The sequence below is a fragment of the Amycolatopsis sp. TRM77291 genome (assembly GCF_054166285.1).
In genome coordinates, this window is sequence record NZ_JBSZHF010000001.1 from 161311 (window position 1) to 175397 (window position 14087).

The 14087-nt window shown below is 69.5% G+C and carries 11 protein-coding genes; 10 read left to right on the top strand and 1 reads right to left on the bottom strand.

What is annotated here, in order from left to right; translation table 11 throughout:
* The first annotated feature begins 44 nt into the window (after positions 1 to 44).
* The 5 genes from ACXIZN_RS00705 to ACXIZN_RS00725 are packed head-to-tail and all read left to right on the top strand — an operon-like array spanning position 45 to position 3713.
* Positions 45 to 233 carry a hypothetical protein gene (locus tag ACXIZN_RS00705; protein ID WP_457951859.1) on the top strand — a complete coding sequence of 63 codons (189 nt, stop codon included), beginning with the start codon at positions 45 to 47 and terminating at the stop codon, positions 231 to 233.
* Positions 234 to 264: 31 nt separating this feature from the next.
* Positions 265 to 2022, top strand: a complete 1758-nt coding sequence (locus tag ACXIZN_RS00710; RefSeq protein ID WP_457951860.1) for an MDR family MFS transporter — start codon at positions 265 to 267, stop codon at positions 2020 to 2022.
* A 35-nt stretch (positions 2023 to 2057) separates the two neighbouring features.
* The gene (locus ACXIZN_RS00715; RefSeq protein ID WP_457951862.1) at positions 2058 to 2339 is read left to right on the top strand and encodes a hypothetical protein; all 282 of its coding nucleotides are present in this window, start codon (positions 2058 to 2060) and stop codon (positions 2337 to 2339) included.
* A gap of 7 nt (positions 2340 to 2346) precedes the next feature.
* A complete protein-coding gene (locus ACXIZN_RS00720) occupies positions 2347 to 2502 on the top strand; it encodes a hypothetical protein (RefSeq protein WP_457951864.1) in 156 nt (51 codons plus the stop codon).
* 59 nt (positions 2503 to 2561) lie between these two features.
* Positions 2562 to 3713 carry a sensor histidine kinase gene (locus ACXIZN_RS00725; RefSeq protein WP_457951866.1) on the top strand — a complete coding sequence of 384 codons (1152 nt, stop codon included), beginning with the start codon at positions 2562 to 2564 and terminating at the stop codon, positions 3711 to 3713.
* Positions 3714 to 3743: 30 nt separating this feature from the next.
* Here the strand turns inward: ACXIZN_RS00725 and ACXIZN_RS00730 are convergent, their stop codons facing one another.
* Positions 3744 to 5534, bottom strand: coding sequence for an ATP-binding protein (locus ACXIZN_RS00730; RefSeq protein WP_457951868.1), 1791 nt, complete (start codon positions 5532 to 5534; stop codon positions 3744 to 3746).
* A gap of 342 nt (positions 5535 to 5876) precedes the next feature.
* Between ACXIZN_RS00730 and ACXIZN_RS00735 the strand changes: the two genes are divergently transcribed.
* From ACXIZN_RS00735 to ACXIZN_RS00755, 5 genes are all read left to right on the top strand, one after another.
* Entirely contained in the window at positions 5877 to 8663 is a 2787-nt protein-coding gene (locus ACXIZN_RS00735) for an AAA family ATPase (protein ID WP_457951870.1), read from the top strand.
* A 283-nt stretch (positions 8664 to 8946) separates the two neighbouring features.
* Positions 8947 to 10377 carry an NAD(P)/FAD-dependent oxidoreductase gene (locus ACXIZN_RS00740; protein WP_457951872.1) on the top strand — a complete coding sequence of 477 codons (1431 nt, stop codon included), beginning with the start codon at positions 8947 to 8949 and terminating at the stop codon, positions 10375 to 10377.
* Complete coding sequence (locus tag ACXIZN_RS00745) at positions 10374 to 11609, top strand: aldehyde dehydrogenase family protein (RefSeq protein ID WP_457951874.1); 1236 nt, start codon at positions 10374 to 10376, stop codon at positions 11607 to 11609. Before ACXIZN_RS00740 ends, ACXIZN_RS00745 begins: the two co-directional genes overlap by 4 nt.
* Positions 11610 to 11615: 6 nt before the next feature.
* The gene (locus tag ACXIZN_RS00750; RefSeq protein WP_457951876.1) at positions 11616 to 13292 is read left to right on the top strand and encodes a thiamine pyrophosphate-binding protein; all 1677 of its coding nucleotides are present in this window, start codon (positions 11616 to 11618) and stop codon (positions 13290 to 13292) included.
* Between the two features lie 5 nt (positions 13293 to 13297).
* A complete protein-coding gene (locus tag ACXIZN_RS00755) occupies positions 13298 to 14065 on the top strand; it encodes an alpha/beta fold hydrolase (protein WP_457951877.1) in 768 nt (255 codons plus the stop codon).
* Positions 14066 to 14087 lie beyond the last annotated feature (22 nt).

The following is a 14087-nucleotide window of genomic DNA, read 5'->3' on the forward strand; positions in this document are numbered from 1 at the left end:
CGTGGAACGCCGCGGGTACAACCGCCTCGCCGGTAGCGTCGGTGGTGACCGACACGAAAGGACTGAGAACGATGAACTTCCTTGCCACGGCGGAAAATTCGGTAAACCTGGCGGTCGACAGTGAAAGCCTGATGAATTTCGCCCTGCTCCGCTTCGGGCTGATCATCGGTGGCGTGCTCGTGGTTGCGATCGTCCTGTTCGGACTGTTGATGATCTTCAAACGCAGGCGCTGATCGGCGCCCGCCCGTCGTGATGAGGTGAAGCGTGGAATCGTCCACTTCGGAGGAACAGACGGCCAGAAGGGCACGGCAGCATCGGCTCGTGATGGCGGTGCTGCCCGGGCTGATGGCGGGGATGTTCCTTTCCGCGCTGGAACAGACGATCATGAGCACCTCGATCCGGACGATCGCCGACGGGCTGGGCGGGCTGAGCCTGCAGGCGTGGGCGACCACCGCGTACCTGGTCACGTCCACGGTCGCCGCGCCGATCTACGGCAAGCTCTCCGACATCTTCGGGCGCAAGCGGATCTATCTCATCGCGATCGGGATCTTCCTGCTGGGTTCGCTGGCCTGCACCTTCTCCCAGTCGATGTACCAGCTGGCGGTGTTCCGCGGGATCCAGGGACTCGGCGGCGGCGGGCTGATGGCGCTGGCCTTCGCGATCACGGCGGACCTCGTCCCACCGCGTGACCGTTCGCGGTACCAGGGCTACTTCATGGCGGTGTGGATCGGCGCGAGCATCCTCGGCCCGACCGTCGGCGGCCTGCTCGCCGACGCCGAGAGCATCCTCTGGATCGACGGCTGGCGCTGGGTCTTCCTGGTCAACCTGCCCATCGGCCTGCTCGCGATGATCGTGATCGCCAAGGTCCTCGACCTGGAGCACCGGCGCCAGGATCCGAAGATCGACGTCCTCGGGGGAGCCGCCATCACCCTCGGCGTAGTGCCCCTGCTGCTGTTGGCCGATCACGGTCGCGACTGGGGCTGGGCGTCGCCGGCGGCGCTGACCTGTCTGCTGGCCGGGCTGGCCGGGATCGCGGCGTTCATCGTGGTCGAACGCAGGGCGGGCGACTCTGCACTGATCCCGCTGCGGCTGTTCCGGATCTCCACCTACCGCACCGCGATACTGACCGCCGTCACCGTCGGTGTCGGTATGTTCGGCGCCATCTCGCTGGTGCCGCTCTACCTCCAGCTCGTGCGTGACGCGTCGCCGATGGAATCCGGCCTGGTGATGCTGCCGATGATGGCGGGCATCATGATCGCCACCGCCGTCTCCGGGGCGCTGATCTCGCGGAAGGGGCGGTACAAGATCCTCCCGGTGGCCGGCGCCGCGGTCACCGCCGCGGGGATGTTCGCCTTCTCCTTCGTGGGCACCGGATCCCCGATCTGGTTGCCGCTGCTGCTGGTGCTGCTGTTCGGGATCGGGATCGGATGCTGCACGCAGGCCGTCACGGTCGCCGCGCAGAACGCGGTCCCCGCGCGGGACACCGGGGTGGCGACGGCTTCGCTGATGTTCCTGCGGCAGATGGCAGGCGCGCTCGGTGTCGCGCTCTTCCTCTCCGTCGTCTTCGGGACGCTCGGGGGGAAGATCTCGTCGGCCTTCGAGCGGGCCAAGGCCGATCCCGTGGTCGCGGCGCTCACCGCGGACCGCTCGGTCGTCACCGCGCCGCGCAACAGCGCGTTCTTCGAGTTCCTGCGGGGTGGCCAGGAGGTGCCCGCGGACTCGTCGTTCCTGAAGACCATGGATCCGGTGCTGGTCCGCCCGTTCCGCGAAGGATTCGCCGAAGCGCTCCAGCTCGGCTTCCTGATCGGCGCCGCGGTGATGGTGGTGACGCTGATCCTCGCCCTGTGCCTGAAGGAGGTGCCGCTGCGCGAGATGAGCGTGTCCGAACTGCTGAAGCAGGAGGCCGAGGCCGAGCGTGAGGCGGCCGAGGGCACCGAGCACTCCGCGGGTGGAGAAAGCTCCACCCACGTCCACCCGAAGTCCACCCGTGACCGGGCACGGGAAGCCAGCCCGCCGCGCTAGCGTCGGGTCGTCAGGTCGTTCGGAAGGAAAGCGTGATGTCCCTTGCGGTGGACAGTGGGAATTTCATGAACTTCGTGCTGCTGCGCTTCGCACTGATCGCCGGTGGTGTGCTGCTGCTGGCGATCATCGCTTTCGCCGTGCTGATGATGCTCAAGCGCCGGGGTTCGGTGGACCAGGCGACCATCGACAAGGCCCGCGAACGGGTCGGGCCGATCGCGCGCGGCCTGTACGAGAACCGCCGGGAACTGCGGCGCGGCCGCTCGGGTCTGCTGGGCGTCCTGTTCTCCATGCTGAGTGATCGCGATCGCAGAAGGTGAGTGGACCGTGCTGACGCTCCTGCTCGCGGAGGAGAAGGACGACACCGAACTGCTCGAGCACCTGCTGCTCGACAAGTTGTGGAAGATGGGCATCATCGTCGTGGCGGTGATCATCGCGATCGTGGCGATGGTTATCATCTACCGGAAGGCAGGCCGCCGCTGACCACCGCTGCCGGGGTCGGCGGCCGCGGCGATGTCCGGCCGGGGGTGATCGTGTTCGGCGTGTCCGAATCCAGGGGCGAGCGCAGGGACGCGGCCTCGTTCGTGCCCGCGAGCCTCGTGATGCAGATCGTCGGCCTGGGGTTGCTGGTCGGCACCCTCGCCACCGCCCGCGAGGATTCGATCGCCATGTGGGTGGTCTACCTCAGCAGTCTCGTCTGCTGGTTCGTCTTCCATCTCCTGGTCGAGCACCGGCCCCGGATCGCCGGTGCCGCGCTGGTCCTCGCCGCCGTGCTGCCCGCCGCGGCCGCGGCATGGGCGGACGACTCGACCGCGGTGATCATGGTGAGCGTCGTGCTCGGCCGGTACACCGCGTGGCGCCTCCCCCGCACGTCGTCGATCTGGCTGGTCTTCGGCGGTTGCCTCGTGCTCACGCTGGCCAGTTCGGCCGTCGGCGGCTCCGGCCTCGGCGATCTCGCGGGCTACACCCTGGTGATCCTTCTGCTCACCCTGCTCGGGCTGAACCAGCGGCAGTACCAGTTGCGCGCCGAGCAGGCCGAGCAGCTGCTGCATCAGAACACCCTGATGCAGCAGGAACAGGCGCAGGTGGCGGTGCTCGGCGAACGGGCGAGGATCGCCAGGGAGATCCACGACGTACTGGCCCATTCGCTCGGCGCGCTGAGCGTCCAGCTGAAGGCGGCCGACTCCTTGCTGGAAGCGGGCGACGTCTCCACCGCACGCGACCGGGTCCAGCGGTCCAACCGGCTCGCCGACGAAGGGCTCGCCGAGGCGAGCGCGGCGGTCGCCGCCCTCCGCGACGACGTCGCCTCCTTGCCGGACATGCTCACCGACCTTGTCGATCAGTTCGGGCGTGACCACCACACCGTGGTCCGGCTGACCACCACCGGCACCCCGCGGCCGCTGCCGTCCGGTCCGACGGTGGCCGTGGTCCGGGCCACCCGCGAAGCCCTCACCAATGCCGCGAAACACGCTCCGGGCAGCGAAGTCACCGCTCTGCTCGACTACGGCCCCGGCTCCATCCGGCTCGAAGTGCGCAACGACATCCCCCGGGCGTCCTTCGGCAGCGACCGGCCGGTGTCCGGCTACGGGCTGGTAGGGATGCGGGAACGGCTGGCGCTGGTGGGCGGCACCCTCGAAGCCGGCCCGGGCGACGGTGACCGGACCTGGCGACTCGTCGTCGAGATCCCCGCCTGAGCGGTCGGCGGGTCTGCACGCTGGTCCTGCTCAGCCGAACCGGCCGGGCCAGCCACGGAGTATGTACACGACGAGCAGGGTCAGCACGGCCAGTGAACTGAGCAGGATCGTGATGCGCCGCTTGGTCCGGGCAAGGCCGTCTTCGTGGCGGATCGAGGCGTCGAGGAACTCTTGGGCCGCCCCGCTGACCGTGATACCCCGTCCGGTGAGCGAACGATTCACCTCCAGCCGGTAACCGCGGTAGAGCAGGGTCGGATCGCGGTTGTTCGCCAGCCAGTCCGCGGCGTCGTCTTCCAGCCGCTGGCGGACCAGCAGTTCGGCCCGGTCGTTGTCGATCCAGGCCTTCAGCCGGGGCCAGGCGTGCAGCAGCGCCGCATGAGCGATCCGCGCCGAACCGGCGTCGAGGGTGATCAGCCGGGCCGCCGCCAGCACGCCGAGTACCCGGGCGACCGCCTCGCCGTCGTCCGTCCCCGCGCGCAGGTCCGCCGGATCGGCCGCCGAGCGCCGGATCTGGCCGGTCGCGAGGTCGACGCGGATCAGCCGGAGCAGGAGCGATCGGGCGATCGCCCGGTCCGCGTCACTCAGCAGCGGCCAGGCGGCCCCGTCGGCGGAAACGACCGCCGCGTTGATCCCGCCCGCGGCCCGGTAGCCGGCCGCGGTGAGCATGTCGTCGTGCCGGAACCGCCACATCCCCGGGAGAGCCCTTGCGAGCAGGGCGAGCGTGCCGCTGTCGGGGGAGACGCTGCCCACTACCCCGAGATCGCCGAGGATCATCTCGGGTAACCCGGTCTCCAGCGCGAGCCCGGCCGCCTTCGCGGGTTCGGTGATCACGTCCCGGAGTTCGTGCGGGTTCATGGCGTCGAGGACGATGTGCCGGGTGCTCGCCGCTCCCGCCGTCTTCAGCGCTTCCCGGCAGGCCTCGTCACTCTCGGTGCGCGTGCATACCAATACCAGTAGCGATCGGACGGACGCGCAGCCGGAAAGTATCCGGAAGACCTGATTGCTGTTCCGTTCACCGACATTTCCACTGAACAGAAGCTCCGCTTGGTCGACAACCAGAATGAGGCCCCCTCCCGCACCGGAAATACGCGCGACGGCGGATTCGGCCGAGCGGCGCAGCGCCTTACGAAATTCTGACGATTCGGGTGAAAATGACAACGCGTCGGCGAGTTCGGGTAAAGCGGCGGTCAGTTCGGCGAGCGGATCGGAAACCGGACAAAAGCGAGCAATCGACCAATTTCGTGTTCCGGTGCCCGTCAACGCGCCGTTCGCGACGGCCGATTCGAGCCCGGCGCCGAGCAAAGAGGTCTTCCCGACCCCGGAGGCCCCGGAGAGCACCACCGGACTACCCATTCCGCTGCTCTGGCGCAGCGCGTTCATCAGCACCCGGACGGCGCGGTCCCGCCCGTGGAACCACGTCGAGTCGGCCGCCGTGAAGGCCTCGGCCCCGAGGTACGGGCACGGCGAAGCGAATCCCTCGGCGATCGTCGGCTTCTCGGCCGTCGTCATCGGCGGCGCGGCGGGAGCGCTGTTGAGCGCGGCGTCCCAGACCTCGCGCCACCTGCCCAGATCGTACAGGCCGGGCAAATCCGGCGTGGGTTCACTCACTTGGGCGAGTCTGATCAACACCTCCAGGACGACCGCCAGCGCGGAGAACTTCGCGGGCACGTTCGTCCCGCGCCGCCAGTCGCTGATCCGCTGATTGGAAACCCGGACAGGCATCCCCCGCTCGTCATGCCGTCGGAGACGGCTGGCCGCCTGCGCGACCCGCGTCAGCGAAGGGCTGCCCGCGCTCGCGTGCAGCCGCTGAAACCTTCTCATGAACTCCGAACGCGCTTCGAACTGATCCATCCACTACCCCCAGAACTCCCGGTCGGTCCCGGACCGGGAGCTTGCCAAGCCATCGTGACCTGGGAATATTTCTACCATCTGGGTGCTCTCCTTCCGGGAGGGTTTCGCAAAATGGAAGAGTCTGCTTGACGGACCCGCCGTCGGGCGGAGTTCAATTTCTGCTGAATTTCCGGGAATTGACTATCTGGGGATGACCGGTTGTTCGCGGGTTTTGCGGTGCGCCGCGCCGGGGAGGGCGTGGTCGGCCGATGTGACGGCGCGCAGGCGCCGCCGGCAGTGTGGGTGCGAGTCCGGATTTGCTTGGGGGCAAAATTGAGCGGGCACGATATTTTCGAGGAGAACGGAAGAGGGCGAGGCGAGCCGTCCGGTACGGAGGGTGACGAGCGGGCCTGGGGGCCTGCCGTACCCGGCCTTACGGAACGCGGTCCCGCGCTCGAGGTGTTGCACCGGGCGTTCGCCGGTTGCCGGGACGGGGCGGGTTCGGTCGTCGTGGTCCGTGGCGCGCCGGGTTGCGGCCGTACGGCGCTCGTCCAGCACTTCGTCGAGCGGCTGGCCGAGACGGAGGCGCTCGTCCTGACGGCGACGGGCACCCCGGTCGAACGGGAGCTGCCGATGGGGGTGGCCGGTCAGCTCGTCCACCAGGCAGTCCTCTCTTCGGAGGCGGTCAGGGCCACCTTGGGCGGCGGGCCCTCCGTGGCGACGGGCGTCGACCCGCTCGCCGTGCACGGCGTCTGTGCGGCGCTGCTGGAGCTGGCGGCGCACCGGCCGGTGGTGATCGTCGTCGACGATCACCAGTTCGTCGACGACGCTTCCCGGCAGGTGCTCCAGTCGCTGAGCCGTCGCGTCCGCGGCGCCAGGCTCCTGGTGGTGCTGACCGAGTGGATGCTGACCGGCACCTCGGTACCGGTGCGAGGCGCGGAGCTGGCGGGCAGGCCGCGGCCGCTGATCGAGCTGCCGCCGTTGTCGCAGGCCGGTGTGACCGAAGTACTGGCGGCCGAACTCGGCCGGGAAGCGGCGCTGAGGTCGGGGCTCGCCTGTTACGGCAACACCGGCGGCCATCCGCTGCTGGTCCGTGCCCTCGTCGAGGATCTGCGGGTCTATCCGGACGAGACCGAGGGCGGGCCCGCCTTCCGCCAGGCGGTGCTGTACTGCCTCGACCGGTGGGACGACGAGATCTCCGCCGTCGCCAGGGGGATCGCGGTCCTCGGCACGCACACCACGCCGGAACTCCTCGTCGAGCTGCTCCAGCTGCCGGCGTACGCGGTCCGGACGGCGGTCGGCGTGCTGACCGCGGCCGGCCTGTCCACGGAGGACGGAGTGCTGCGGCCGGGGATCGCCGCGGTGCTGGCCGAGCAGTTCCCCGCGGGCGACATGGCGGTGCTCAACGCCGTGGCGGCGCAACTGCTCTACGACCACGGGGCCGACGCGATCGAACTGGTCCGCTGGGTGGTCGCCGCCGGGGCCGGGCCGGGGCCGTGGTTCCGGCACGTCCTCCGGCAGGCGTCGGAGCAGGCACTGGTCACCGGGGAGACGGAGCCGGTGATCGGCGGACTGGAACTGGCGATCCGGGAATGCGGCGACGAGGACGAACGGCTCGCCTGCCGCGTCCTGCTGATGCGGCTGGCGTGGTGGTCGAATCCGGCGAAGCTCGCACCGCATATCGAACCGCTGGTGGCCGCGGTTCCCGAAGGCCGCCTGGTCGCCAGGGACGCGGTCGCCGTCATCCGGTACCTGTTCTGGCAGGGCGACCTGGCCAGGGCCGTCCGGCTGATGCCGGTGCTCGAGGATCTGGCCGGCGACGACAGCGGTACGACGCTGGCCGAACTCCGGCTCGCCTGCGAGTGGCTGTTCGGGATGATGCGGGGCAATCCGCCCGAAGCGGTCCGCTCCTTCCTCCCGCCGTCCGGGCGGGGCACGGACGGCAGCAGCCTCGACCGGGCCGAGCACATCCTGCAGGGCAGGCTCGACGGGCTGGTACCGGAAGCCGCGGTGATGGCGCTGCTCGTCCTCGACCACGGCGGCAAGGTCCAGCGTGCCCGGCACTGGTGCGGAGTGCTCGGAGAAGCCGCCCGGCAGCGTGGCGCGGTGACCTGGCAGGCGCTCCTCAGCAGTATCAGCGCCGAGATGGCGTTGAGCCGGGGTGACCTGGTGACCGCGCAGACCCAGGCCGCCGCCGCGCTCCGGCTCCTGAACCGCCAGAGCTGGGGAGTGCTGATCGGGCTCCCGCTGTCCACCCTCCTTTCCGTGCACATAGCCAAGAACGACCTCACCGCCGCGGGCGAGGTACTGAACCACGTGGTACCCGTCGAGCTCTTCGGAACCACCTTCGGCCTGCGGTACCTGAACGCGCGGGCGCGCTACCACCTCGCGAGCGACCGGCCGCTGGCCGCGATCCGCGATCTCGAGCGCTGCGGTCACCTGATGCGCGAGTGGGACTTCGACCTGCCGGCGGTGGTGCCCTGGCGGGCCGGTCTCGCCGAGGCGTACCTCAGGCTCGGCCGCGAGGAACACAGCCGGGCGATGCTGGCCGAGCAGCTGGACCGGCTCGGTGCCGACAACCTTCCCAGGGTCAAGGCGATGTCGCTGCGTCTGCTCGCGGCGAGCGGCGCGATGAAGGACCGGGTGCCGCGGCTGCGGAAAGCGGTGCAGCTGCTCGAAATCTGCGGGGACCGGGTGGAGCTGACCTACGCGCTGGCCGCGCTGAGCACCGCGCATCGGGAACTGGGCGACGAGGGCCGGGCACGGCTGGTCGCGCGCCGCACGGACCTGGAGGCCAAGGCGTGCGGGATGCCGAATCCGCTCGCGCGGCGCCTTCCGGAGCAGACGGCACCGGAAACACCGCGGCAGCCGGAGGAATTCACGCTCGACGAGCTGAGCGACGCCGAGCGGAAGGTCGCGACGCTGGCCGCGCTCGGGCAGACCAATCGGGAGATCGGACGCAAGCTCTACATCACGGTGAGCACGGTCGAACAGCATTTGACCCGTGTCTACCGGAAACTCAACGTGCGCAAGCGTTCCGACCTGCCGGCCGAACTCACCCGGCGCGCGCCGGGTGACCGGCTGCCGGAACTGGCGCTCTCGGCCCGCGGCACGTCCTGACTCCCCCAGGGGGTGCCGTTCTCCGCGACGAAGGTGACTTTCCCGCGCCCCCAGGGGAAAGTCACCTTCGTCGTGCCCATGGCGAGGTCCGGGTGCCGGTCCCCTTACCGGTTCGACAGGGGCGACTAGGGGTTGGCCGCGCCGGGGGCGCCGCTTAGCTTTGGCATCGGGAATGCAGGCCGGTCGGGTGTCCGGAAATCGTTCCTGAAACCCCGATCGTCAACGCAGCCAAAAGGAGACTGTGACCGTGACTGCCAGTCCTATCGACAAAAAAGCCTTTGACGTGATTGTTGTCGGCAATGGCGTGCTGGGTCTTTCGCTCGGGCTGACGCTGGCCCGCCGAGGGCTCGGTGTCGCGCTCATCGGTGAAGCGCACCGGCCGACGGCGGCGTCGACCGCGGCGGGCGCGATGCTCGGCTGCTTCGGTGAAGTCACCACCACCCTGCTGAAGTCGGAGCACGGGAAGACCAAAATGGACTTCGGTGTCCGTGCGTCGAAGATGTGGGACTCGTGGTTGACCGAGCTGTCCGAGGACGCCCCCGGCGAGGAGATCCGCACGGCCGACGGAACCGTCGTCATGCTGAACACGGTCGGCGTCTCCGGAATCGACGACGACAATTTCGCGGCCATCCGTAAAACCGTCCAGGAATACGACGAGCCGTTCGAGGACGTCGACCCGGCCGACATCGAATGGCTGGACCCGGACCCCAACGCGCGTCCGCTGCGTGCCATGTACCTGCCGAACGAGCACGCCGTCAACACCCCCGAGCTGCTCAACCGGCTTCAGACGGCCTTCGTCGGGCGCGGCGGCACGATCGTCGCCGACACGGCGATCCGGCTGCACCACGAGCAGAACACCATCAACGGCATCACGTTGACCTCGGGGGACCGGCTCTCCAGCGGCAGGGTCGTGCTCGCCGGCGGCGCGCGGACCCAGGAACTGCTCGACACCATCCCCGAGCTGTCCGTGCGCATTCCGCGGCTGGTCAGTGGATACGGCGTCTCGGCGCTGATGCGCACCGAGGGCGGCAGCGGTCCCCGCAGCGTCCTGCGCACGCCGAACCGTGCCTTCGCCTGCGGCCTCCACGTCCTGCCGCGTGGCGAGGGCGAGGTCTACGTCGGCGCCACCAACGTCATCTCGCCGGAGCCGGTCACCACGCCCGCCATGGGCGACGTGCTCTTCCTGCTCGAGTGCTCCGCCCGCCAGGTGCGGCGCGACCTGTGGGGCAGCGGCGTGCACAAGCTGCAGGTGGGCAACCGGCCGGTGTCGCTCGACGGGTTCCCGTTGCTCGGTGAGGCCGGTATCGACGGACTGTGGATGCTCACCGGCACCTATCGCGACGGTCTGCACCTTTCGCCGCTGCTGGCGGAGGAGATGACGCGCCGGCTGCTGGGGGAGGAGCACCGGCTGGATTGGGACGCCTTCCGCCCGGTGCGCTCGCCGATCGCCCCCGCGAGCCGCGAGGAGATCGTCCAGACCGCCGCCACGCATCTGCTCGCCACCGGGTACGAATACCCGTGGCGGATGCCGGTGATGTACCCGATGATCATCGAGGCCGGGTTCCAGGGCGCCTTCGCGGACTGGGCCGACGAACTCGACCCCGAGTTCACCCCGCCCGCCGAACTGCTCGCCGTGTCGCGCCGCCTCTACCCGGTCATCGGGAAGTGGCTGCGTGAGTACTACGCGGCCAGCCGATCCGCGAGGGACGAGTGATCCCCGTTCTGGGCTCCGACCGGTCCGCGATCCCGTTCGCGGACCGGTCCGAGCGGCTGGTGGATCTTCTGGACCTGTTGCGGAACCGGCGATCCGAGGTACTGGCGCTGCTCACCGAGATCAGCAACCATCGGACCGCGGACGGCGAGATCGACGCCGCGATCGCCACCCTCGAAGGCGCCGTCGACGAGGTCGGGCGGTACCGGCCGCCCGAGGTGGGGCAGCTGGCCGTGCTGATGTCGTCGAACGTCCCGCTCTACAGCTACATCCTGTACCTGGTGGTGCCGTCGCTGTTCACCCGGCAGCTGGTGTTCCGGCCCTCGCGCAAGATCGAGAGCCAGACCCGCAAACTGCACGAGCTGCTCAGCGGTGTACACGGGCTGCCGATCACGCTGGACGACAGCGAACAACGGGAGTTCCTCGAAGGCTCCGGCGCCGCGTCGGACGTCCTCGTGTTCACCGGTGCCTACGCCAACGCCGAAAAGATCCGGACGAGCCTGCGGCCCGATCAGCTGTTCGTCTTCTTCGGCCAGGGAGTCAATCCGTTCGTCGTCGGCGCCGACGCGGACGTCGAGTCGGCGGTGGACGGGCTGATCGAAGCCCGGATGCTCAACTCCGGTCAGGACTGCTTCGGACCGGACGTGGTCTTCGTGCACACCTCGATCAGCGCGCGGTTCTGCAACCTGCTCTGCCGCCGGGTCGACGGTCTCCGGTACGGCAGGTACGACGATCCGACGGCGGACTACGGGGCGATGTTCTACCACGACGCTTTCGACGCGTCGCTGGAACTGCTCCGCAAGAACCGGCGCCACATCGCCGCGGGCGGTGAGGTGGACTTCGCCGAGGACCACCTGCGCCCGACCGTGCTGATCAGGCCGGCGGACACCAAGGTGACCCCGCCGGAGCTGTTCGCGCCGGTGTTCAACGTCGTCCCGTTCAGCTCGCTGGAGTGGTTGCACACCATGGTGGACCACCCCTACTTCGAGGAACGGGCGATGGCGGCGACGGTGTACGGGAACCTGCCCGAAACCGTGGAACTGTTGCGGCGCAGGCATATGGTCAGCGTCAACGAAACGATCATGGACATCGAGAGCGGTAACGAGCCGTTCGGCGGCACGGGGATACGGGCCAACTACGCGGCCATCGCCAAGAAGCGGCACGCGCGGCCCCTGCTGCTGAGCAAGACCATCGCCGAGTTCCTGCCCGGCGGCGGCGTGGACCGAGAGGGCTGAACCGGAGTGGAACACGTGAAGGGCGGCTGGCGCGCGGTCGCCGCGGTGTTGCGGGCGGCCGGCGTCCGGTCGGTCTTCGGCCTGCCAGGTGACGACCTCGACGCGCTCGGCGCGTTCGCGGGGACGCCGGTGGCGTTCCGGCTCTGCCGCGACCAGCGCAACGGGGTCTTCATGGCCACCGGGTACGCCCTGCAGTCCGGCGGTGTCGGAGTCGCCATCGTCGGCAAGGGACCGGCGGTGACCAACACGCTGACCGGCCTGCTGGAAGCCCGCTGTTCGGCGGCGCCGGTGCTGCTGCTCGCCGGCGGCACCTCGGCCGAACGGCTCGGAAGCGGCGCCTTCCAGGAGGTGGACCAGCTCGCGGTGATCCGGCCGCTGGTCAAATGGGCGGCGAGGGTGGAACACCCGGCCCGGCTCGTCCCCCTGCTTCGGCGGGCGCTGCTCGCCGCCGAGGCGGGTGTGCCGGGCCCCGTCTACCTCGAGCTGCCGGACCATCTTCTCAACGCGGAGATTCCGTTGCCGACGGCGGAAAGCACCGTCGAGAAGCCGTCCTCCGTGGCGTTCGGCACCGATTCACCGGCGCTGCGGGCGATTCGTGCCGCGCGGCGTCCGCTCGTCCTGGTGGGCGGCGGGCTGCGGCACCGCAATTCCGGTGGTGTGGTGGAGCGTTTCGCGGCCGCCTACGGTGCCGCGCTCGCCTGTACGGCGAGCGGTCGCGGCACGATCGACGAGACGGCGCCGTCCTTCGTCGGGTTGGCCGGCCTCTACACCCCCGAGGCGGCGGCACGGATCTGGGCGGAGACCGACTGCGTGATCGCGCTCGGCAGCAGGCTGGAGGAGACCGCGACCTTCGGCTGGCCCGACCGGATCGGCCGGGACATACCGGTGGTCCAGGTGAACGTCGACGCCGCCGAGTTCAGTACCGACTTCGGCGGTCCCCGGGTCGTGGCGGACGGCGGGGCGGTGCTCGAAGCCTGGCTGGAGCAGGCACCGGCCGAGCCGTCCGGGTGGGGAAGCGGCGTGCGCGAGGTGCACGAGGAACTCCGGGCGGCCCATCGGGCGAAGCTGGAGCTGATGGCCGCCGAGGACGAGCTGCACATCGCCGAAGTGCTGGACGTACTCGACGAGGTCGTACCCGCGGACCGGATCCTGGTGCAGGAGAACGGTCTTCAGGACATGTGGTCCTATTTCTTCCCGGTCCACAGCTGTGCCGGGGCGGCGGGTTCGATCGTGCCGTCGGAGCAGACCAGCCTCGGCTTCGGCGCGGCGGCCTCCGTCGGTGTCAAGGAGGCGGCTCCCGACCGGCCGGTCGTGGCTTTCGTCGGCGATGGCGCGTTCACGGTGTTCTCCGCCGATGTGGGCACCGCGGCCGAACGCGGCGGCATCCTGTATGTGGTGTTGCGCAATGGAGGCTACGGCTGGTTGCAGTCCCAGCTGGACCAGCGCTCCGAAGCGGTGCCCGGAGTGACGTTCGTGGACGATTTCGTGCCATCGGTGGCACCGGGGCCTGCGGGGCTCAGCCAGGTGACCGTGACGGGCAAGGAGAACCTGCGGTCCGGTGCCGCCGAGGCGTGGAAGCTCTGCGAATCGGGCCGTACCGTGGTGCTGAACGTCCAGGTCCGCTTCGTCGACGCCATGTTCGGCGGCGACAAGGCAGGCGGCGACTTTCCCGATCTCCACTGAGCCGCATGACTTCTTCGGAGTTGTCGGCCATGGTCGCCGGTAGCGGTCCGGCGCTCCTGCTCGCCCACGGTGCCGGGGGCGGGATCGAGCTGAACTACCGCCCGGTCCTGCGTCTTCTCGAACGCCGGTTCAGTGTGATCGGGCCGGACTTGCCCGGCTCCGGCTCCACCCCGAGAAGCACCCGGCCCCTGGACATTGACGACCTTGCTGATCGGCTCGTGGCCGCCGCCGTCGAAAGGGGGCACCGGACCTTCGCCGTCTGTGGGTATTCACTGGGGGCGGCGCTCGCGATCCGGGCGGCGACAAGGCATCCGGACCGGGTCACGGCCCTGGTGCTGACCGCCGGGTCCGCCGGACTCGACCGATCGAGCCGCGCGAAGATCGAAAAATGGCGCTCGCTGCTCGACGGCCCGCGGGACGCCGCCGCCCGGTACCTGCTGTCGGTGATGGTGAGCGAGCGGTACCACCGTGCACTGACACCCGCGCAGGCCGACGGGCTGACGGAGCTCATCGGGCTGGGTATCCCGGCTGGCAGCGCCGACCAGCTCGACCTCATCCTCCGGATCGACGTCTCCGCCGACCTGGCGGCGATCACCGTTCCGACGCTCGTACTCGGCGCGGCCGGCGACAGACTGCTGTCCGTCGAGAACGCGAAGTGGCTCGCCGCGGGGATAGCCGGTTCCCGGTATGCCGAACTCGACGGCGGGCACGCGACGGCACTGGAAAGCCCGCTCGCGTGGGCACAGGCGATTCAGGAGTTCCTGCTGCCTTGAGCCCGCCGGAGGTCCTGTGTCG

What these genes read in the sequence shown, in the direction of transcription:
- ACXIZN_RS00715 (WP_457951862.1), top strand. Translation starts at nt 2,058, where the DNA reads ATGTCCCTTGCGGTGGACAGTGGGAATTTCATGAACTTCGTGCTGCTG.
- ACXIZN_RS00730 (WP_457951868.1), bottom strand. Translation starts at nt 5,534, where the DNA reads ATGAGAAGGTTTCAGCGGCTGCACGCGAGCGCGGGCAGCCCTTCGCTG.
- ACXIZN_RS00755 (WP_457951877.1), top strand. Translation starts at nt 13,298, where the DNA reads ATGACTTCTTCGGAGTTGTCGGCCATGGTCGCCGGTAGCGGTCCGGCG.